The sequence below is a fragment of the Streptomyces sp. CRN 30 genome, from assembly GCF_034105845.1.
The window spans coordinates 1-20,353 of sequence record NZ_JAVRHI010000235.1; the positions used below are offsets into that span (position 1 = coordinate 1).

19 protein-coding genes and 1 pseudogene are annotated in these 20,353 nt (G+C 73.3%); 10 read left to right on the forward strand and 10 right to left on the reverse strand.

The window, feature by feature from the left end:
- On the forward strand, positions 1–379 hold a 379-nt coding region (locus UW392_RS25205), incomplete at its 5' end, for an FCD domain-containing protein (RefSeq protein ID WP_320777402.1).
- Positions 380–409: 30 nt separating this feature from the next.
- Here UW392_RS25205 and UW392_RS25210 read toward each other — a convergent pair.
- Positions 410–1,267 (reverse strand): calcium-binding protein, encoded by an 858-nt coding sequence (locus UW392_RS25210; RefSeq protein ID WP_320777403.1) that lies wholly within the window; start codon positions 1,265–1,267, stop codon positions 410–412.
- A 253-nt stretch (positions 1,268–1,520) separates the two neighbouring features.
- On the opposite strand from UW392_RS25210, the gene UW392_RS25215 reads away from it, so the two are divergent.
- Both UW392_RS25215 and UW392_RS25220 read left to right on the forward strand, forming a co-directional pair.
- On the forward strand, positions 1,521–2,369 hold the full coding sequence (locus UW392_RS25215) for an oxidoreductase (RefSeq protein WP_320777404.1): 849 nt from the start codon (positions 1,521–1,523) through the stop codon (positions 2,367–2,369).
- Positions 2,370–2,422: 53 nt separating this feature from the next.
- On the forward strand, positions 2,423–2,983 hold the full coding sequence (locus tag UW392_RS25220; RefSeq protein ID WP_320777426.1) for a TetR/AcrR family transcriptional regulator: 561 nt from the start codon (positions 2,423–2,425) through the stop codon (positions 2,981–2,983).
- A gap of 82 nt (positions 2,984–3,065) precedes the next feature.
- On the opposite strand, the gene UW392_RS25225 is transcribed toward UW392_RS25220, so the two are convergent.
- A complete protein-coding gene (locus UW392_RS25225) occupies positions 3,066–3,932 on the reverse strand; it encodes a GNAT family N-acetyltransferase (protein WP_320777405.1) in 867 nt (288 codons plus the stop codon).
- Between the two features lie 557 nt (positions 3,933–4,489).
- On the opposite strand from UW392_RS25225, the gene UW392_RS25230 reads away from it, so the two are divergent.
- Positions 4,490–5,347 (forward strand): prephenate dehydratase, encoded by an 858-nt coding sequence (locus tag UW392_RS25230; RefSeq protein ID WP_320777406.1) that lies wholly within the window; start codon positions 4,490–4,492, stop codon positions 5,345–5,347.
- A complete protein-coding gene (locus tag UW392_RS25235; protein WP_320777407.1) occupies positions 5,334–5,999 on the forward strand; it encodes a hypothetical protein in 666 nt (221 codons plus the stop codon). The genes UW392_RS25230 and UW392_RS25235 overlap by 14 nt, the downstream gene beginning before the upstream one ends.
- 15 nt (positions 6,000–6,014) lie before the next feature.
- Here UW392_RS25235 and UW392_RS25240 read toward each other — a convergent pair whose 3' ends face one another.
- Entirely contained in the window at positions 6,015–6,881 is an 867-nt protein-coding gene (locus UW392_RS25240) for an alpha/beta hydrolase (RefSeq protein WP_320777408.1), read from the reverse strand.
- Between the two features lie 151 nt (positions 6,882–7,032).
- Between UW392_RS25240 and UW392_RS25245 the strand changes: the two genes are divergently transcribed.
- Entirely contained in the window at positions 7,033–7,902 is an 870-nt protein-coding gene (locus UW392_RS25245) for an AraC family transcriptional regulator (protein WP_320777409.1), read from the forward strand.
- A 24-nt stretch (positions 7,903–7,926) separates the two neighbouring features.
- Here the strand turns inward: UW392_RS25245 and fdhA are convergent, their stop codons facing one another.
- Positions 7,927–9,141, reverse strand: a complete 1,215-nt coding sequence (fdhA, locus tag UW392_RS25250; protein WP_320777410.1) for a formaldehyde dehydrogenase, glutathione-independent — start codon at positions 9,139–9,141, stop codon at positions 7,927–7,929.
- Between the two features lie 378 nt (positions 9,142–9,519).
- Here fdhA and UW392_RS67055 point away from each other — a divergent pair.
- A pseudogene (locus UW392_RS67055) lies at positions 9,520–9,813 on the forward strand (hypothetical protein); the annotation flags it as partial.
- Positions 9,814–9,820: 7 nt separating this feature from the next.
- Here the strand turns inward: UW392_RS67055 and UW392_RS25260 are convergent.
- Positions 9,821–10,036, reverse strand: a complete 216-nt coding sequence (locus UW392_RS25260; RefSeq protein ID WP_320777412.1) for a hypothetical protein — start codon at positions 10,034–10,036, stop codon at positions 9,821–9,823.
- A gap of 207 nt (positions 10,037–10,243) precedes the next feature.
- On the opposite strand from UW392_RS25260, the gene trpC reads away from it, so the two are divergent.
- Positions 10,244–11,029: an indole-3-glycerol phosphate synthase TrpC gene (gene trpC, locus UW392_RS25265; protein ID WP_320777413.1), complete on the forward strand. Its 786-nt coding sequence runs from the start codon at positions 10,244–10,246 to the stop codon at positions 11,027–11,029.
- A 57-nt stretch (positions 11,030–11,086) separates the two neighbouring features.
- Here trpC and UW392_RS25270 read toward each other — a convergent pair whose 3' ends face one another.
- The 3 genes from UW392_RS25270 to UW392_RS25280 all read right to left on the reverse strand — a co-directional run bounded on the left by UW392_RS25270 (position 11,087) and on the right by UW392_RS25280 (position 14,936).
- On the reverse strand, positions 11,087–11,749 hold the full coding sequence (locus tag UW392_RS25270; RefSeq protein WP_320777414.1) for a YceI family protein: 663 nt from the start codon (positions 11,747–11,749) through the stop codon (positions 11,087–11,089).
- Between the two features lie 173 nt (positions 11,750–11,922).
- Positions 11,923–13,569 (reverse strand): amidohydrolase, encoded by a 1,647-nt coding sequence (locus UW392_RS25275; protein WP_320777415.1) that lies wholly within the window; start codon positions 13,567–13,569, stop codon positions 11,923–11,925.
- A 26-nt stretch (positions 13,570–13,595) separates the two neighbouring features.
- On the reverse strand, positions 13,596–14,936 hold the full coding sequence (locus UW392_RS25280; protein ID WP_320777416.1) for an MFS transporter: 1,341 nt from the start codon (positions 14,934–14,936) through the stop codon (positions 13,596–13,598).
- A 239-nt stretch (positions 14,937–15,175) separates the two neighbouring features.
- Here UW392_RS25280 and UW392_RS25285 point away from each other — a divergent pair, with 239 nt between their 5' ends.
- On the forward strand, positions 15,176–16,117 hold the full coding sequence (locus tag UW392_RS25285; RefSeq protein WP_320777417.1) for a LysR family transcriptional regulator: 942 nt from the start codon (positions 15,176–15,178) through the stop codon (positions 16,115–16,117).
- Between the two features lie 87 nt (positions 16,118–16,204).
- Here the strand turns inward: UW392_RS25285 and UW392_RS25290 are convergent, their stop codons facing one another.
- Positions 16,205–17,287 (reverse strand): WxL protein peptidoglycan domain-containing protein, encoded by a 1,083-nt coding sequence (locus UW392_RS25290; RefSeq protein WP_320777418.1) that lies wholly within the window; start codon positions 17,285–17,287, stop codon positions 16,205–16,207.
- A gap of 76 nt (positions 17,288–17,363) precedes the next feature.
- Positions 17,364–19,337, reverse strand: a complete 1,974-nt coding sequence (locus UW392_RS25295) for a metallophosphoesterase family protein (protein ID WP_320777419.1) — start codon at positions 19,335–19,337, stop codon at positions 17,364–17,366.
- 280 nt (positions 19,338–19,617) lie between these two features.
- Here UW392_RS25295 and UW392_RS25300 point away from each other — a divergent pair, with 280 nt between their 5' ends.
- Positions 19,618–20,289, forward strand: a complete 672-nt coding sequence (locus UW392_RS25300; RefSeq protein ID WP_320777420.1) for a hypothetical protein — start codon at positions 19,618–19,620, stop codon at positions 20,287–20,289.
- Positions 20,290–20,353 lie beyond the last annotated feature (64 nt).

The window sequence follows — 20,353 nt, forward strand, 5'->3', positions numbered from 1 at the left end:
GCTCGCCGCGCGGCTGGAGGGCGCGCGGGCCGCGACCCGGGCCGGCGACCGCGACGCCATCGCCGCCGCGAACGCCGGCTTCCACACCGACATCGTGGAACTCGCCGAGAACCCGCTGCTGACCAGCATGTTGCGGCCGCTGGAGGCCCGCACGCACTGGCTGTTCCGGCTCACCGCGCAGCGCGATCCGGCACGGCAGTGCACCGAGCACGAGCAGTTGTACGAGGCGATCGCGGCCGGTGACACCGACCGCGCCGCCGCCCTCGCCCACGACCACGTCAGCGCGGGCCGGGAGGTGAGCATCGCCCTGGCCGCGGAGTGGACGAGGGCGGACATCGACCCCGAGGCGGTGGCGGCGCGGCGGCGGCGCAGGAAGTGAACCGGCCGGTCCGTGCGGCGCGGAGGCCGGTCAGGGGCGTACGTCGACGTAGTCGCCGGCGGCCTTGGCGGGGCCGGTGGTGCCGGTGCCCACGAAGTTCCACCGCCAGTAGCCGTCCTTGACCGCCTTGGCCGTGGCGCGCAGGGACCCGGTGCCGTCGGTCTTCGCCGTGGCCACCGTGGTGTAGGTGCCGCTGTTCTTCGGACGGAACTGGAGCCGCACGGAGCGGCCCGTGTAGCCCGCGTACCGGTAGGTGTCCCAGTTGGCGCGGGAGAGCTTTCCGGTGACGGTGATCCGGGCGCCCTTGGCCACCGGTTCCGGTGAGGCGTTGACCGTGAGCCGGGCGGCCCGCTTCAGCGCGAACGTCCCCGCGCCGGGGGCGAAGTGGCTGTCGCCGTCGCCGGTGGAGACCAGGGCGTCGACCGACCACGTTCCCGCCTGCGCGTTGGACAGGTCCACGGGGTCGTCGCCGCCCGGGGCCGGGTGGGCGTTGACGGTGAACATCGTCGTGCACGCCGTCGCCGTCTCGCAGAACGTGTCGGTGGTGTAGAAGCCGCCGTGCGGCCCCTTCAGGTCGACGTCGGCGAAGGACAGGCCGGAGCCGTCCGCGCCGGTGACCGTGACCGGGAAGCGCACGTCGTGCGTGGTCCCCACGACGACGTCACGTCCGCCGTTGACGGTGACACCGCCGACCGCCGGATCACCGGCCGCGACGCCGGCCGAGGCCCCGGCTCCCGCCAGCAGGACGGCGACGGTCCCGACGACGGCGCCGCGACTCGCGACGCGACGTGCGGGTTCGCTGTGCGCGACGGGCGCAGCGGCGACGGACGGGGCGACGGCTCCCCCGCCGCTCCGTCTGCCACCGGGTGGTACGGCGACACGGCTCATGGATTCTCCCAGGGATGACGGGTCTCATAGCCGGCCACGCGGTGAGCGCGGGCGACCGCGCGGCAGTCGGTGGCGAGCACAGGAGACCGACGTGTGTTGCCCTCTACGACTCACGAACCGGCCCGACCGTTGCCCCCGGCCGCACGGCAACATGCACAGAATCAACGCTACGACGATAAAAATCGACACCGTGTAGACTTTCCGGTGAAGAGGCTGCTCGGCCCCTCGTGCGGAATCTCGGATCGGAGAAGCGATGGAGAAGCGGAACTGGCTCATCACCGGTGTCAGCAGCGGGCTCGGACGGGCCTTCGCCGTGGCCGCGCTGGCCGCCGGACACACCGTCGTCGGCACCGTGCGCACGGAGGAGGACGCGCGGGCCTTCGAGGGGCTCGGACCCGGGCGGGCGTACGGCCGGCTGCTGGACGTGACCGACGACGACGCCGTTCAGGCGGTGGTCGCGGAGGTCGAGCAGAACGTCGGCCCCCTGGACGTCGTCATCGCCAACGCCGGCTACGGACTGGAGGGCACCTTCGAGGAGACCCCGCTCGCCGAGGTGCGGCGGCAGTTCGAGGTGAACGTGTTCGGCGCGGTGGCCACGCTGCGGGCGGCCCTCCCCCACCTGCGGCGCAGGCGCCGCGGTCACCTGATGGCCGTGACATCGATGGGCGGACTCATGGCCGTGCCCGGCATGTCCGCCTACTGCGGCAGCAAGTTCGCCCTGGAAGGCATCCTGGAAGCGCTGGGCAAGGAGGTCGCGCAGTTCGGCATCCATGTGACGGCGATCGAACCCGGTTCCTTCCGCACCGACTGGGCCGGGCGGTCCATGACCCGTGCCGAGCGGACCGTCGACGACTACGACGAGCTGTTCGCCCCGATCCGCGAGGCCCGGCAGAAGGCCAGCGGGAACCAGCTCGGCAACCCGGCCAAGGCCGGGGAGGCCGTCGTGCACATCACCTCGGCCGAGCGGCCGCCGGCCCATCTCGTCCTCGGGTCGGACGCGCTGCGCCTGGTCACCGCCGCGCGCACGGCCGTGGACGCGGAGATCCGCGACTGGGAGGCACTCTCCCGTACGACCGACTTCGCCGAGGGTGCTCAGCTGTGACGGCCGGTCCCCCTCCGGCGCGGAGCCGCCGCACCGCCGAGCGCAAGGGCGACATGCGGGAGCGGGCCATCCTCGACACCTGCGAGGAACTGCTGGCCGGCAAGGGCTACGACGCCATGACCGTAGGCGACATCGCCCGGGGCGCGGGCATCACCCGCGGTGCCCTGTACTTCTACTTCGGCTCCAAGCAGGAGGTGGTCACGGCGCTGGTGGCCCGTACCGTCGAGCACCTGTGGGAGCGGTCCCGGGTGACCGCGCGGACGGAGGACCCGCGTGAGGCCGTGGCGGCGGCCATGCGTCGCACGGTCGAGCTGTGGAACGAGCACGGCCTGGTCATGCGCACGGCGATCGACCTGTCGCTGACCGTGCCGGAGATCGGCGCGCTGTGGGACCGCACGGCGGACCTGTTCATCGCGGCCATCACCGCCGTGCTGGAGCGGGCCGGTGTCCCGGCCGGCACCGCCCCGGCGGAAGCGTCGGCGATGGCACGCGCCCTGTGCTGGATGATCGAGCGGACCTTCTACCACGCGTCGCAGGAGTCCGACGAGGCGCTGCGGAACGCCTCGGCGACGTGCGCGCACATCTGGCTGACCAGCGCGGGGCTGCCCGCCTGAAGGCGCGACGCCGCAGGCGGCCGGCCCGCCGACACCCACTGGTGCGGGGCCGGTCCGCCGCGCTTCACCCGTCGTCCTGAACTCAGGGTCGCGAGAAGTCGTACCCCGCCCAGTCGGCGAGTCTCCGGTAGCCGAGGCGTCGGTAGAGGGCGTTGCTCGTGGGGTTGGAGCGGTCCGCGAACAGCACGACGTCGCGCGCGCCGGCGGCCAGCGCGGCGCGGCTCACCTCGGTCACCGCGGCGGCCGCGTAGCCGCGCCCTCGCAGGCCGGCCGGTGTGTAGACGACGTCCACCTGGATCTGGCCGCCGATCAGCGGATTCATGCCCGCGACGGAGACAGCGGTGCCGTCGGGGGTCTCCCACAGGAGGTAGCGCTTGTCGGCGTAGCGCGTGCTCGCCCAGGTGTCGGCGTCGATGGTCACGTCCTCCCCGACGGCCTCGGCGAACGCGCCGCACCAGTGCATGGCCTGTTCGAGGTCCTGTTCCCCCAGGAGGCGGCCGTGGCCGGCCGGCAGGGGGTCCGGTGGGGTGAGTGTGCCGAGGCGGTACAGCCGGAGCCGGGTGTCGCGGGGTGTCGGCGCGGCGCCGGTGTGCCGCTGCCACGCCTCGGCGAACACGGTGGCGGTGTCGTGGTCGGCGCCGACCCGGGACAGGGCGTATCCGGCCGCGGCCAGGCGGGCGGCGAGGGAGTCGGCCTGCTCGGCGGTGAGCGGGGACAGGCCCAGGGCGCGCGGCGGGAGACAGTAGAACGTGGCGCGCGCCTCGCCCTCCTGTTCCAGTACGCCGAACACGGGGGCGTGCGGGCCGAACGAGCCCGTCCCGCGCGTCCGTACCCTTTCGGCCCAGGTCGACTGCATGACGTGGGCTCCGGGCCGTGAGCGCAGGAAGTCGCCGGACCGGGCGAGGAAGTCGTCGACGTCTTCGGTGAGGTACCAGTCGTCCGAGTGCATGCCGCATGGTGCCCCGGGCGACGGGGTCGCCCGGCGGTTTCTCGCCAGCGGAGGCGGTGGGTCCGCTCGTCGTGCGGGAGTGCGGCGGCTCCGAGTCCGGCGCCGCGCGGGTCGTCGTCGGGGTAGGGCGCCAGGTCGTGGGCCACCGCCTCGACCTGCTGCTTCGCGGCGAGGGTGTTGCCCAGCGCGGTCAGCGCGCTGCCGCCCAGGGGAGGCGGCGGTGGCGGTGTGGACGTCGATGCCGTCAGCCGTGCCGGCGAGGCCGCAGACGACGTCCCGGTGCCGCACCGCCGCGGTGAGCGCGTCGGCGTCGTCGAAGACCGTGACGTCCCACTCCTCGGGGTCCGGACCCTGCCGGAGAGCGCGCTTGTGGAGTCCTGGGCTCCGGTGACGCCGGGGGCCCGGCGAGGCGGCGCCGCGGGACGGCCGCGCGGACCGCACCGGGTCCGCGCCGGTCTCTCGTTGTGGACAGCCCCGCGGTCCCCCGGCCCCCGGGAGCTACCATCGATCACCGGCCGTCCGACGACACGACGGCCGTCCCAGTGGAAGGTGACCCGGTGACCACCGTCGCATACCAGGGCGAACCCGGCTCCAATTCGGCGGCAGCCACGCAGCATCTGTTCCCCGGCAGCGCCGAGCTGCCCTGCACGGGTTTCGAGCAGGCCCTGGACGCCGTGACGCTCGGCACCGCCGACCTCGCGGTCATCCCGGTGGACAACTCGGCCGCCGGACGGGTCGCCGACGTTCACCACCTGCTGCCGGAGGCGGGCCTGTACGTGACGGGCGAGTACTTCCTCGCCATCCACTTCGACCTCATGGGTGTGCCCGGCGCGACCCTCGACGACATCGAGTGCGTACGCAGCCACGTGCACGCCTTCGGGCAGTGCCGCAAGATCCTGCGGGAGGGCGGCTGGCGCACGCTCGTCAGCGACGACACGGCCGGTTCGGCGCGCGAGGTGGCCGAGTTGGGCGACGTACGGCACGCGGCGCTCGCCCCGCCCGCCGCCGCCCGGCACTACGGACTGGAGGTGCTGCGGGCGGGTGTCGAGGACGACCCGGACAACACCACCCGGTTCGTCGTCCTCTCCCGCCGCGCCGACTTCCCCGCCCTGTCGGACGAACCCACGATGACGAGCCTCTTCTTCGTCGTGCGGAACATCCCCAGCGCCCTCTACAAGGCGCTCGGCGGCTTCGCCAGCAACGCGGTGAACCTCACGAAGATCGAGAGCTACCAGATGGGGGCGGGCCTCAACCCGAGCTGCTTCTACGTCGAGGTCGAGGGCCATGTGGACGAGCCACGCGTGGCGCTCGCGCTCCAGGAACTGCGGTTCTTCTCCAGCGAGGTCCGGGTCCTCGGCGTGTACCCGGCCCATCCGCACCGCGGACGCGACGTGGTGCGTGATGCCCGGCGGTGAGGCGGTGGCGGGCCCCCGGCGGAGTCCGGCGGCCCGGCTGCGCCACGTCTACTGGATCGGGGGCGGAAGCGGCGCGGGCAAGTCGACGGTCTCCCGCCGGCTCGCCGACCGCAATGGCTGGCACCTGTACGCCACCGACGACGTGATGCACGACCACGCCGCGCGGACCACCCCCGAGGACGCTCCTCACCTGCACCGGTTCCTGGCCATGGACATGGACGAGCGCTGGGTGGACCGGCCGCCGCGCGTCATGCTGGAGACGTTCCACTGGTTCCGTGGCGAGGGCTTCCACCTGATCGTCGAGGACCTTCTGCGGCTGCCACCCGACCGGTGCGTCGTCGTGGAGGGCTTCCGCCTGCTGCCCCGTCTGGTGCGGCCCCTCCTGGCCGACCCGGAGCGGGCCGTCTGGCTCCTTCCCACCCCGGGCTTCCGGCAGGCCGCCTTCCACAGCCGGTCCGGACCCGGCGGTGGCTTCGTGGGGAGGACCAGCGACCCCGCCCGCGCCGGCCGCAACCTCGCCGAACGCGACGGCATGTTCACCGACCGGCTCCGGGAGGAGACCGGACAGCTCGGCCTGCGGGCGATCGAGGTGGAGACCGGCATGAGCGAGGACGACCTGGCCGAACAGGTCACCACCGCCTTCCGGCTCTGAGAGCCCGCCGACGGCTCACCGGGACCAGAACCCGGTCAGTGCCGCGGCGAGTTCGCCGGGGGCCTCCTCCGCCATGTGGTGGCCCGAGTCGATGCGGGCGCCGGTCAGCCGGTCGCCCGCCCAGTCGCGCCAGACGGCCAGGACGTCGCCGTAGAGGTCCTCCATGTCGTCGTGGACGGCCCACAGCACCTGGAGCGGGCACGCGACGCGCCGGCCGGCCCGGTGGTCCGCGTCGTCGTGGGCCCGGTCGACGCCGAGGCCCGCGCGGTAGTCCTCGCACATGGCGTGCACGGTGGCCGGGTCGTGGATCGCGCGCCGGTAGTCCTCGTACGCCTCGGCGCCCATGTGTTCGTCGGTGGCCCCGTACCAGGCGTCGGGGTCGGCGTTGATGACGCGTTCGGCGGGCTTGTCGGTCTGGCCCAGGAAGAACCAGTGCCACCAGTTCGCGGCGAACCCCGCGTCGCAGCGCCGCAGTGCCTCCCCGATGGGCACGGCGTCCAGGATGCTCAGGGCGGACACCGCGTCGGGGTGGTCGAGGGCGAGCCGTGCGGCCACGTACGCGCCGCGGTCGTGGCCGACCACGGCGAACCGTTCGTGGCCGAGGCCGCGCATGACCGCCAGACAGTCGGCGGCCATGGCGCGCTTGGAGTACGGGCGGTGCTCCGCGTCGGTCGGGGGTTTGTCGGACGCGCCGTAGCCGCGCAGGTCGGGGCAGACGACCGTGCGGCCGGCCGCCGTCAGCAGCGGGGCGACGCGGTGCCATGTCGCGTGGGTACGGGGATGGCCGTGCAGCAGGAGGACGGCCGGGCCGGTGCCGCCGTGGCGCACGCGCAGCCGCGCCCCCTCCCCCTCGCACCACGCCGACTCGAACCCCTCGAACATGCCGCCTCCCGCCGTGGACGTCAGGGCTCCGGGTGCCCGCGACCGTCGCGGCCATGTCATGGAGGGGCGCGCCCGTCCGACCGCATCGGTTCCCTGCGGTCGGGCGCCCGCCCGTGCCCCTCTGCCAGGGTTGGCGGTGAAAGGAGGCCGTGTGATCCCGGCACTCAACCAGCTTGTCGATCACGTCGAGCGGCACCTCTCCGAGGAGCTCGACGTACGGGGCCTGGCCGACGGGGCCGGCACCACCGAGTACCACCTGCGCCGGATGTTCTCGTCGCTGGCCGGCATGCCGTTGTCGGAGTACGTGCGGCGGCGCCGGATGACCGTCGCCGCGGCGGACGTCGTCCGGGGCGAGGACGACCTGCTCTCCATCGCCGTCCGGTACGGGTACGGCTCCACGGAGGCGTTCGGCCGTGCCTTCCGGGCGGTGCACGGCGCCGTACCTCGGGACGTGCGCCGCGACGGAGGGCCCCTGCGTACCCAGCCCCGGCTCAGCTTCCGCCTCACCGTAGAAGGGAACATCCCCATGGACATCCGCCTCGTCGACCGCCCCGCGTTCCGGCTCATCGGGCACGCGGCGCGGGTGCCGCTCATCCACCAGGGCGTCAATCCGCACATCCAGCGGCACATCGCCGCGCTGCCGCAGGAGGAGCACGCCCGGCTGAAGGCCCTCGGCGACACCGAGCCGGGCGGGCTGCTGCAGGTGTGCGACGACCTTGCCCCCGACGCCGTGGAGGGCAGCGAACTCACCTATCTGCACGGGGTCGCCGTCGGCCCGGACACCCCCGCCCCCGACGACCTGGACGCCGTCGGGGTACCGGCGGGCAGGTGGGCGGTGTTCCGCAGCTCCGGGCCGTACCCGGCGGCCCTGCAGACGACGTGGGCGGCGACCGCGACCGAGTGGTTCCCCTCCAATCCGTGGCGGCTGCGTCCGGGGCCCTCGGTCGTCGCCGTGCTGGAACGCGCCGCCGACTTCAGCACGGCGACCACCGAGTTGTGGCTGCCCGTCGAACCCGCCTGAGGCACGGGCCCGCCGGCGTACGGGTCAGTGCAGCAGGCCGTGCGGGTCGATGACGTACTTCCGGGCCGCGCCGCCGTCGAACTCCCGGTAGCCGTCCGGGGCTTCGTCGAGGCCGATGACCGTCGCGCCGACGGCGTCGGCGATGTGCACCCGGTCGTGCAGGATCGCCTTCATCAGTCCGTGGTTGTACTTCATCACCGGACACTGTCCTGTGGTGAAGGACAGCGACTTCGCCCAGCCCGTGCCGAGGCTGAGGGAGAGCGCGCCGATCTTGGCGGCCTCGTCGACGCCGCCCGGGTCGCCCGTCACGTACAGCCCGGGGATGCCGAGGGCGCCGCCGGCCGCCGTGATCTCCATCAGCGAGTTGAGGACGGTGGCCGGTGCCTCGGTGCCGGCGCCGGAGCCGTGGCCGCGCGCCTCGAAACCGACCGCGTCGATCCCGGCGTCGACCTCGGGGACGCCGAGGATCTGCTCGATCTGCTCCTTCGGCTCGCCCTTCGTCACGTCGACCGTCTCGCAGCCGAAGCGGCGTGCCTGTTCGAGACGCCCGGCGTTGAGGTCGCCGACGATCACCACGGCGGCGCCGAGCAGGTGGGCGCCGGCCGCGGCGGCGAGCCCGACCGGGCCGGCGCCCGCGACGTACACGGTCGAGCCCGGCCGGACGCCGGCGCTCACCGCGCCGTGGAAGCCGGTCGGGAAGATGTCCGACAGCATCGCCAGGTCGCGGATCTTCTCCATGGCCTGTGCGCGGTCGGGGAACCGCAGGAGGTTGAAGTCGGCGTACGGCACCATGACGTACTCGGCCTGGCCGCCGACCCAGCCGCCCATGTCCACGTAGCCGTACGCGGAGCCGGGCCGGTCCGGGTTGACGTGCAGGCAGATGCCGGTCCTGCCCTCCTTGCAGTTGCGGCAGCGCCCGCAGGCGATGTTGAAGGGCACGGAGCAGAGGTCGCCGACGCCGATGAACTCGACGTCCGGGCCGGTCTCGACGACCTCGCCGAGTATCTCGTGGCCCAGGACCAGCCCCTGGGGCGCGGTGGTGCGGCCGCGGACCATGTGCTGGTCGCTGCCGCAGATGTTGGTCGCGACGACCTTCAGGATCACACCGTGGCCGCAGCGCCGGCCGACGTTGGCCGGGTGCACGCCCGGACCGTCCCGCAGTTCGAGCTTCGGATAGGCGATGCGGTGGACCTCGACCTCGCCGGGTTTGACGTACACGACCGCTCTGTTGCCTGCCATGGCCTTCCGCCCTTTCGAGAGTTCCAGCCGATGCCGACCGGTCACCGTGCCCGATCGTCGGACTGCCCTCGGAGGCGGTCAACCGCGCGCCGCGGCAGTTGATATGGGGATACGTCACACAGCGGGCGGTCGTGTCGGTGTGCCGCCGTAGAACGCCCGCCGGACCGCCGCGCGCACGGATACGCGACCCGGCCGAGCCGGTCACCACCGGACGGTGGAGAGCCGGACGGCCGCCGCCGCGCCGACGAGGAGCCCGATGTCGAGCGCGATCCGGCGGTCCGCCCCGGTCAGGTGGACGACGATCGCGCCGAGTCGCAGGACGACGAACCCGACGGCCGCGGCCGTCGCCGGTCCGGAGGCGATGCCGTTTAGCGGCGGCAGGCCCCGCGCTGCGCGTTCTCCCTCTACCGGGCCCTGCCGCGCAGCGCGGCGCAGATCGAGGAGGCGGTCGCGGTGGCGCGGCTGACGGTGCCGGCGATGGCGGTCGGCGCCCGTCCGGTGGGCCGGGCGGTCGAGCAGCAACTGCGTCCGGTCGCCGACGGCCTCACCGGGCACGTCATCGAGGACTGCGGGTGCGTCATCCCGCCGCACCGGCCCGGCGCGCTGCTGGAGCCGCTGCGGCCGGTCACCGACCGGCGCGGGCGGCGGGGTGAGCGCCGTACCCACGCGTGACGGTCGGCTACGCGTGGGGCCGGGCCGAGCAGTCCTCGAAGTTCCTGCGTACCGCGGCGCCCTCGTCCTCCACCAGGCCCGCGCCGTCCGGCAGTGGCAGTTCGGCGGCGCAGTGGGCGCAGAGCATGCGTCCGCCCGTCGCCGCCGGGACGGCCGGCCTGCTGCCGCACGCCTTGCACCGTCCCTCGTCCCCGTGGCCCGGTGCCGTCCGCTGGTCGTCCATCGGTGTGTTCCTTCCCTCGCGGTCCAGTGGTACGGGGGACGGGTTCCCGGAGCTGGGCGGGTATGCACCGGTGCGGGTGGCTCCGGCGGCGGGGGCGGCCGGCGGGGGCGGTACCGTCGTCGCGCGGCGTACCGGCGGGGCCGGTCGCCGACAGCCGGTAGAGCCCGGGGCGCACGGCGCACCGGGCGGTCGAACGAGGAGTGGACGATGAGCGTTCTCGACGGGATCCTCGCGGGGGTCCGCGAGGATCTGGATCAGCGCAGGCGCGAGACACCGCTGGCGGAGCTGCGCTCCCGGGCCGGGGACATGCCGCCCGCGCTCGATCCGCTGCCCGCCTTCCGGGCGCCCGGTGTCTCCGTCATCGCCGAGGTGAAGCGCAAGAGCCCCAGCAAGGGGGCGCTGGCGGACATTCCCGACCCCGCGTCCCTCGCGGCGCGGTACGCCACCGGTGGCGCCGCCGCGATCAGCGTACTGACGGAGCAGCGGCGGTTCGGCGGGTCCCTCGCCGACCTGGACGCCGTCCGGGCCCGGGTGGACGTGCCGGTCCTGCGCAAGGACTTCATCGTCGACCCGTACCAGCTGTGGGAGGCCCGCGCGCACGGCGCGGACCTGGCCCTCCTGATGGTGGTGTCGCTCGACGACGGGCAGCTCGCCGATCTGATGGGTCTGTGCGGGGAGCTGGGGCTCACGCCGCTGGTCGAGGCACACACCGCCGAGGAGGTGCGGCGGGCCGCCGCCGTGGGCGCGGAGCTGATCGGCGTCAACGCCCGGGACCTGACGACGCTGGACGTGGACCGTGCCGTGTTCAAGGAGCTGGCTCCGCTGATCCCCCAGGGCGCCGTGAAGGTCGCGGAGTCGGGTGTGGCCGGCCCGCGGGATGTCGCGGAGTACCGCGCGTGGGGGGCCGACGTGGTGCTCGTCGGCGAGGCGCTGGTGCGCTCGGGGGACCCGGGTACGGCCGTACGCGAGTTCATCGGCGCGACGGAGGTCTGAACCGCGCAGCCGGTGCGGGGCGGCCGGGTGTCCCGCCGCCCCGCGCCGGTGCCCGGGTCAGGCGGTGGGCGGCGTGGCGCGGATCGCCGAGATGTCGAACTGCAGCCGGACCTTCTCGCTGACCATCGCGCCGCCCGTCGCGAGGCGCTGGTTGTAGACCAGGCCCCACTCGGTGCGGTCGATGGTGGTGGTGCCGTCGAAGCCGGCGCGTTCGAAGCCGAAGGGGTCCTCGACCGAGCCGAGGTAGTCGAGTTGCAGGTCGACGGGGCGGGTGACGTCCCGGATGGTCAGCTCCCCCGTCATGCGGAAGCGGTCCTGGCCCTCGTGGACGGTGGAGGTGCTGCGGAACACCATCTCGGGGAAGCGGCGCGCGTCGAAGAAGTCGGCGCCGACGAGGTGCGCGTCGCGCTGTTCCACGCCGGTGTCGACGCTGCCCACCCGGATCGCGAGATGGGCACGGGACCGGGCGGGCCGGTTCCCGTCGAAGTAGAGCGTGCTCTCGTAGTCGGTGAAGGACCCGCGCACCGTCGTCACCATCGCGTGCCGTACGGAGAATCCGATGCGGCTGTGCGGCCGGTCGATGGTCCACTGCCCGGTCAGCGCGCGGAGGGTGGGGTCGAGCGAGACACCGGCGGGGGTGACCTCCTCCGCGGGCGCGGGGTAGCCGGCGGTCGGCGGCTGCTCGATGGTCGCGGCGGTGCGACGGCTGAAGATACCCATGAGGTCGTAAGCCCTTTCGACTCGATCTCTCCGTGCTATCACGGAGTCGTCGACGGCCGGTTCGGGATATGGGCGGCCTCGTCCGGCTTCCATGGTGCCGACCTCAAAGATGCACAAGTTCCCCCACAGTGTGTGCGTGGGTCCCCGGGCTCCGAAGAGCCCGGGGCAGGTGGTCAGTTCAGTGCGCCGGCGTCGTGGACGACGCGGCCGCCGATGACCGTCGCGCCCACGGAGAGGGTGTCGATCCTGGCCGGGTCGACGGTCAGCAGGTCGTCCGAGAGGACGGCGAAGTCCGCCAGCATGCCGCGGGTGAGCCGGCCCTTGCGGTGCTCGGCGTGTTCGGCGTGGGCGGAGCCCACGGTGTAGGCGTACAGGGCCTCGTACGGGGTGACCGCTTCGTGGAGAGCGAGCGGGGCGCCCGAGGCCGTACGGCGGTTGACCATGTCGTGGATGCCGAGCAGCGGGCTGCCGTGGGCGACCGGGGCGTCGCTGCTGCCGGGGAGGACGGCACCCGCGTCCAGGAGGCTGCGCATGCGGTAGCAGCGGTCGGCGCGTTCGGGGCCCAGCGCGGTGATCATGCCGTCGCCGATCTCGGAGACGAAGCGTCCCTGCGGTACGGGGACGACGCCGAGGGCCGCGAGGCGGCGGACCTGTGCGTCGGAGGCGACGGCGAAGTGCTCGACGCGGTGGCGGGCGTCGGGGCGGGGGTGCGCGGCCTGCGCGGCCTCGAACGCGTCCAGGACGACGTCGATCGCGGCGTCCCCGATGGCGTGCGCGGCGATCTGCCAGTCGCAGCGGTGCGCGGCGAGGATCGTACGGCGCAGCCAGTCCGCGTCGAACTGGAGGAACCCGGAGTTGTCGGGTTCGTCGTGGTAGCCGCAGCACATGTGCGCGGAGCGGCCGATGAGCGAGCCGTCCGTGGCGATCTTCGTGGCGCCGATCTTCAGCCGGTCGTCGCCGAAGCCGCTGCGCAGGCCGGTGTCGAGTCCGAACCAGGTGTCGCCGCCGCCGACGGGTCCCGCGTCGTGCAGGACGGTCAGGTAGGGCATGACCGTGGTGCGGACGGTGAGGACGTCCTCCTCCACGGCGCGGTGGAAGGCGTGCAGGTCGGCGGGGCCGTGTCCGACGTGGTCGGGGGCGGCGATGCCGGGTTCGGTGAGGCTGGTGATGCCCTCCGTGACGCCCTGGGCGTTGCCCGCGGCGATGGCGGCGACGATCGCGTCCACGGGGGTGGGGCGGAACGCCTGGGTGACCAGGTGCTGGGCGGTCTCCTGGAGGAGGCCGGTGGCCCGGCCGTCGGTGTCGCGGGCGACCTGTCCGCCGTCGATGTCGGGGACGCCCTCGCGGCCGGTGTACCCGGCGCGGGCGAAGGCCGCGGTGTTGGCCACGCCCATGTGGCAGGAGACGTGCTCCAGCCAGACGGGGCGTCCCTGGGCCGCCTCGTCGAGGGCCTGGGCGCTCGGGTGGGCGCCGATCTTGTTCTGGTCGTAGCCCGCGCCGAAGAGCCACTCGTCGGGGCCGAGGCGGGCGGCCCGTTCGCGCACGGCGGCGTAGAGCGCGTCGAGGGTGGGGGCGGCCTCGGCGCGCAGGTCGAGCTGGAGCAGCCGGCGGCCGCGCATGCTGAGGTGGTGGTGGGCGTCGTTGAAGCCGGGGACCGCGGGGGCGCCGCCGAGGTCGTGGACGCGGTCGGCTGTGCAGCCGGCGACGTCGTCGTCCAGGCCGACGACGCGGCCGGCGAGGACTCCGACGGTGTGGGCGGTGGGGCGGTCCGCGTCGAGCGTGGTGAAGCGGCCGCCTGTGAACAGGGCGTCGAGGTGCATGAGGTGTCCTAGGGGGAGGAAGCGGGTCACGCGACGGTGGGCAGGCCGTCCGTCTCCCGGTCGGCGGGGGCGGGCGCTTCCTCGCGGCGGGCCCGCTGCCGGGCCAGGGCCAGCACGCAGACCGTGGTGAGCAGCAGGAGCGTGACGTAGTAGCCGACCACCGGCCAGTGTCCGCCGCCGAGGTCGAGCAGCCACTGGGCGACCAGGGGGGTGGAGCCGCCGATGACGGTGCTGCACAGCTGGTAGGCCAGGGAGACGCCCGTGTAGCGGACCTTCACGGGGAACGCCTGGGCCAGGAAGCCGGCGAGAAGGGCGTAGTAGGTGGAGCCGGTGACCACGCCGAGGGCCAGTCCCACGCCGATGAGGGTGCTGTCGCGGGTGGCGATGAGCAGGAACATCGGGACGGCGACGGCGATGTTGGCGACGAGGGCGCCCGCCATCAGCCGTACGGTGCCCACGCGCTGGGCGAGGAGGGCCGCGAGGGGCTGCCACAGGAACTGCGCGACGGCGAGGACCAGGAGGATGTCGAGCATGGTCTGCCTGTGCACACCGAGGTCGGTCGTGGCCCAGGACAGGACGAAGGTGTTGGTGAAGTAGGCGGCCGAGATGCCCATGGCGCTGGCGCCCACGCCGAGCAGGACCAGCACCCGGGAGGTGCGGAACAGTTCCACGACGGGGATCCGCGGAGCGGCGGTGTCCTCCCGGCGCCGGGCCTTCTCGAACTCGGTGGACTCGGTGACCCGCAGCCGGATCACGAGGCCGATGACCACCAGCAGCGCGGAGAGCAGGAAGGGGACGCGCCAGCCCCACGACATGAACGCGTCGTCGGGCAGGTGTCCCACGGCGATGAAGACGAGGGAGGCCAGGATGGAACCGGCGGGCGAGCCCTGCTGGACCCACATGCCGGCCAGGCCCCGGCGCCCGCGTTCGGTGTTCTCGGTGGCCATCAGCACGGCGCCGCCCCACTCGCCGCCGACGGCGATGCCCTGGACGGCGCGGAGCAGCACCAGCAGGATCGGGGCGGTGACCCCGATGGTGGCGTAGGTGGGCAGCAGGCCGATGAGGGTGGTGGCGGTGCCCATCAGGACGAGGGTGGCGACCAGGACGTTCTTGCGGCCCACGCGGTCGCCGATGTGTCCGAAGACCAGCCCGCCGAGGGGCCGGGCGAGGAAGCCGACCCAGAAGGTGGCGAAGGCCGCGAGGGTGCCGGCGGCGCTGTCGGCGGTGGGGAAGAAGAGCTTGCCGAAGACCAGGGCGGTGGCGGTGCCGTAGATGTAGAAGTCGTACCACTCGACGGCGGTCCCGATGAACGACGCCGTGGTGGCGCGTCTGGCGTTGCTGCCTGCGGGGGCTGTTGCTTGGGGCATGGCTGAACTCCGGGGATGAGCGGCGGTACCGTCGGATTCGGCCTGCGCGCGGCGCGGGGCGGGCCGGGAGGGCCCTGCGCCGGCCGCGACGCTGCGGGTGCCCGTTCGAACGGTGTTGTCCGGTGTGCCTCAGTGTCGTGGCCCACACGTCATACGGTCCAGTACCTTCTAGGCTGCACGGTCATGCCCGCGAGGCATGGGCGTACGACACGGGCGGTGGGCCGGAAGACGGAGGCGTGATGGAGCTGCGGGTCCTGCGGTACTTCCTGGCGGTGGTGGACACCGGCTCGATGACGGCGGCCGCCGCGCGGGTCCACGTCGCGCAGCCGTCCGTCTCACGGCAGTTGCGCTCCCTCGAACGCGAACTGGGCGCGGAGCTGCTCGCGCGCACCAGCTCCGGGGTACGGCTCACCGCGGCCGGGCGCCGGTTCGTGCCCATCGCCCGGGACCTCACCCAGCGTGCCGCCCGGGGCACGGAACTGCTGCACGCCGTCTCGGGACAGGGTCCGCTCCAGCTCCGCGTGGCGTGTCCCGCCTCCACCATCACGCACCTCGTGGCGCCGTTCGTCGCCGACCGCGGCGCGCTCTTCGCCGACGCCCGCAGCTCCGAACCGGGTCAGGTCTACGACCGCCTGACCGCCGGGGAGGTCGACATCGGCATCTCCACCAGCCCGCCGCCGGGCGGTATGGCGGCCCGGCGGCTCGGCGGACGCGACATCAGTGTCCAGGTTCCCGGGGACCATCCGCTGGCCCGCGAGGGCAGTGGCGCTCTGGACCTGGCGAGCCTGCTCGACCACCCCGTCATCGTCAGCGGCCGGACCAGCGCCGTGCGCCGGACCCTCGACAACGCGCTGTACGAGCAGGGCACGCCGCTGCGGCCGGCGTTCGAACCGCAGTCGGAGGCGATGGCGCAGGCGCTGGCCGCCGCGGGCCACGGGGCGTGTGTGGTCGTCGACCACCCGCAGTTCGGGCTGTCCCGCCGTGCCCTGGCCTCGCTGGGCCGGCCGCTGGCCATCTCCCTGTACGCGGGGTGGGACCCCGAGCACTACGCGCGCGACGAGATCGACGCGGTGGTGGGGGACCTGTCCCGCTGGCTGACGGCGAACGGCGGGGGCCGGAAACCGGGAAGCCGCCCCGCGGACGGCGGTGCCGACCGGGAGGCGACGGACGGCGGCGGGTGAGTACGGTCCCGGGACAGGTCGGTACGGTCCCCGGGACAGGTCGGTACGGTTCCGGCGGCGGGTGAGTACGGGGCCCCGGCCGCCGGGTCAGTCGCGCGGGCCCACACGGTCGCGCAGGGCCGCCTCCACCGCCTCGTTCACGCGGGCGTCCTCGCGGCGTCGGCGGCGGGCGCGGTTGCGGCGGGTCAGCAGGATCGCGCTCACGGCGGCGGCCAGGACGAGGAGGACCAGCAGCAGGAGGGCCCAGGGAACCGCCCAGCCGCCGGTGGTGGCGTGGACCGGCTTCAGGGTGGTCGTGGAACCGGCGGCGTCGGTGACGGCGGGGGTGACGGTCGCCTCGGCGGTGAGCCGGAACGCCGGGGTGACCCCGTGCACCTCCACCGTGACCTCCCACTTCTCCCCGGGAAGCAGCTCCGGCGGGGCGGGGATCTTCCCGGCGTCGGTGCTCAGGACGCCGAAGGGCCCGGAGAGGGTGACGTCCTGGGCCCCGGAGAGCATCGCGTTGCCGGTGTTGTGGAGGGTGTAGGTGACGGTGGCGTCGCCCTGGCCGAAGGGGTCGGCCGTGCCGTGGTAGTCGACGTGCGGGTCCTCGACGGCGAGGGTGGGCTTCAGGGCGCCGCTCACGCGGAGCTTGACGCGGATGCCGAGGCGCCGGTCGACGGCTATGCCCTCGGCGTCCTCGGACTGCCGGAGCGAGGTGAGGATGCCGCCGACGTGGTCGCCGGGCGTGGCGTCGTCGGGGACCTCGACGGTGAAGGGGATCTCGGCGGTCCTGCCGGGGGCGATCCGTACGGTCTTCTTCGCTGGACGGACCCAGGCGCCGACGCCGGTGGACTTCTCGTCCCGGGTGAGCAGGTCGAGCTGTCCCTTGCCGGTGGTGTAGCCGTCGGCCGCGTAGACCGCGAGGGTCAGCTCGCTCCTGCCCCGGTTGGCGACGACCATGGCATCCTCGACCGTGCCGCCCGGGTTGACGTGGTGGCTGAAGCTGGACCGGTCGTCCCCGTACCCGTTGGAGGCCGTGCGCACCGTCCAGGTGACGTCGCCGTCGGCCGCGCGGGCCGGGCCGGTGACGGTGCCGGTGAGCGCGAGGGCCGTGAGCAGGGCCAGGAGCACGGTGCGGAGGAGGTGGCGGTGGCCGGGGCGGCGGCGGACGGGCGCGGCGGTGTGCATGGGCGGGTCTCTCCTGGAGGGGGCGGGGCAGGCGGCCGGTGGCCGGGCCTGCCCCGCCGGGTGGTAGGGCGGTGGGTCAGCTGCTCAGCGCGGTGATCGTGAGGGTGGCGCGGTAGCCGCCCTTCGCGACGGTGTCCGGGATCTTCAGATCCAGGCCGGCGCCCAGCTTGGCCTTGCCGCGGGCGTGGCCCTGCTCGGCGGAGCCGAGGCCGCGGGAGACGGACAGGCCCTTGCCCCGGTCGTCGTAGCCGGAGGCGACCGAGGAGCCGGCCTCGGCGCCGGCGCCCGCGTCGAGGACGTACGGCGACCAGCCCAGGTACGAGCCGGAGAACGTCTTGTCGCCGTCCTTGAAGTCGCTCACGTCGGCCGAGACGGACCACGGGGAGAGCGAGCGGCGGGTGTCGGAGACGACGATCGGGTTTATCTTGCCGGTGGCGGTGAAGTGGTCGCCGCCGACCTCCTTGGCGGTGCCGAGATCGACCAGGCCGTTGTAGCCGTCGATGGTCCAGCCGAACTCGCCGGGAGCGGCGTCGGGCACGTCGACCTGGAGTTTCTGGCCGTCACCGTTGTACGGGTGGATGCTCACCTTGTCGACGACCGAGCCGACGGGCTGGTCGGCGCTGGTGTTGTCGCACCAGCTGCCCTTCTCGACGGCCGCGTTGGGGGCCGCGCAGGTGCCGCTGCGGAGGTTCTCCACGACCAGCTTGTCGTCGCGGACCTGGACCTTCATGTAGGAGCGGACGTGCTCCTGGTTCTGGACCGAGTTGTACCAGTAGTTGTCCGGGTTGTTCGGGTCGGCGCCGTTGCCTGCCCCGCTGGTGCCGCTGTCGTCGGGCGCCGTGATGTCGTAGTACTTCGAGCCGGAGGCGGAGTTGGCGGTGACGTAGAGGACGCCGCCGGGGCCCGGGTAGATGTCGCCCTGGCCGGGCTTCTCGTCCGGGTTGGCCTTCTCGCCGTTCTTGATCTCGTAGCTGCGCGTGTAGCTGTGGTCGTGGCCCTGGAGGACCAGGTCGACGCCGAGCTTCGAGAAGGTGGTGGGCAGGTCGACCCGGCGCGCCTTGTTGTCCTTGTCCTTGGCGTGCGCGGCGGGCGAGTAGATGGAGTGGTGGTAGACGAGCACCTTCCACTTCGCCTCGTCGCCGTGCTGGTCGATGATGTCGGTGACGTACTTCGTGTGCGCCTCGTCACCGCCGCCGCCCTGGGAGGAGGCGTAGCTGTTGCTGTTGATGTCGATGAACAGCACATCCTTGTAGATGTACCAGTAGTCGCCGCCGGAGGTGTTGGAGTCCGGGTCGCCGTTGGCGTAGTACGCGGCGGAACGGTCCGTGTTCGGCATGGCGAAGTGCTGCTCGTACGCCTTGCTGCCGACGTCGTGGTTGCCGATGGTGGCGGCGACGGGGTACTGGCGCAGCTGGTCGGGGGCGAGGAACCCGTTCCACTGCGTCTCGTTGCCGGCGCTCTCGACCTGGTCGCCGGCGGAGACGAGGAGTTCGGCGTCGGGGTTGGCCTTGTAGGCGACGTCGAGGGTGTCCTTCCAGCCGGCCGTGTCCTTGGCCACGTCGCCGGAGGAGCCGATCTGCGGGTCGCCGAAGAAGAGGAAGTCGTACTCGCCCTCGAAGTCCTGCGTCCGGAAGGAGTACGTGGGCGACCAGTTGCCCTCGCTGCCGACCCGGTAGGAGTAGGCGGTGTTCTCCTTCAGGCCCGTGATGGTGGAGTGGCGGTTGTGGCCGCCGGTGGAGGTGTTGGCGGCGCCCAGCGCGTCGAAGAGGGACGCGTCGGCGGGGAAGGCGCCGTCGGTGAGCCGGGCGCTGGGGGCGACCTGGATCTTCTGCGCGGTGTCGGCGGAGGAGTACCAGCTCACGGTGCGCTGGGTCTCGTCGGCACCGACGCCGAGGACGATGCCGGTGAAGGTGGCGGAGTCGGCCGCGACGGCGGGGGTGGCGAGCTGGCCGCCGAGGGTGACGGTCAGGCCGAGGGCGACCGCGGTGGCGCCGGTGGCCATACGGCGGCGTACGGGCCGTGCGGTCCGCGCGGGGCGTCTGGATCTCATGAGATGTCGTTTCTTTCTTGCACATGTGTGCGTGCTGTGGAGATCGACAAGCTCGCCGGTCAAGGTGAAGTCAAGATCAACGCGGTCTTGGTGGGGGCTGAACTTCCGCTTGCGCCGCGCGGATGTGCCGTCGCGCCGTCCGCGGGTGAACCGGGGCGGACCGGCCGGCGAACCGTGCGGGAACAAGTGGCCGTTCGGGGGCCGGCGGATGGAGGCGGGCGGGAGCGGCGGCGCAGGATGGGGCCGTCTCCCGAACCGAACCCCTGGAAGGACGGTCGTCTTGCGCCGCCCGTATCTGCTCGCCGCCGCCGCTTGGGCCGTGGCCGCCGTTCTGCTCACCGGGTGCGGCCCGGACGACGACCGGTCGGCGCCGGACGCGCGGCCGTCCGCCGTGGGCGAGCTGGGTGCCGGGTTCATCGGCGCCGCCTCCCCCGCGCCGGAGTCGACCGTGACGCCGCGGCCCGGTTCCTGGTCGGGGGTGCGGCCCTCGGCCGGCTACCGCGTGGTCCTGCTGACGGCGGGGTCCGACCGGCCGACCCGGACCCTGGTCGAGGCGGTCGAGAAGTGGGCCGAGGACGAGGACGTCGACCTGCGGACCGTACGGGCGTCCGGCGCGGACGATCTCCTGCCGGCCGCCACCCGGGCCCTTCGGGCGCGGGCGGACCTCGTGATCAGCGCGGGCGACGACCTCGTGGACCCGCTCGCGACGGTCACCCCGAACCATCTCGACCAGCGGTTCCTGGTCGTGGGCGCGGAGCTGGCCGAGCCCACGGAGAACGTGACGGCGGTCGACTGGACCGGCGCGTCGTTCCGCGGCGAGGGCCTCGGTGCGGCGTCGACGTACGACGCGGCGTCGTTCACGGCGGACCGGTGCGCGGCGGCGGTGCGGGCGGGGACGGCGGCCGTGCTGTCGGGACGGACGGGGATCGTGGTGTGGCTGGACGAGTTCTGAGCGGGCCGGCCGGCGCCGGGCGTGTGAACGGCCGGCGCCGGCCGTGAGCCGTCACCCGGTGTTC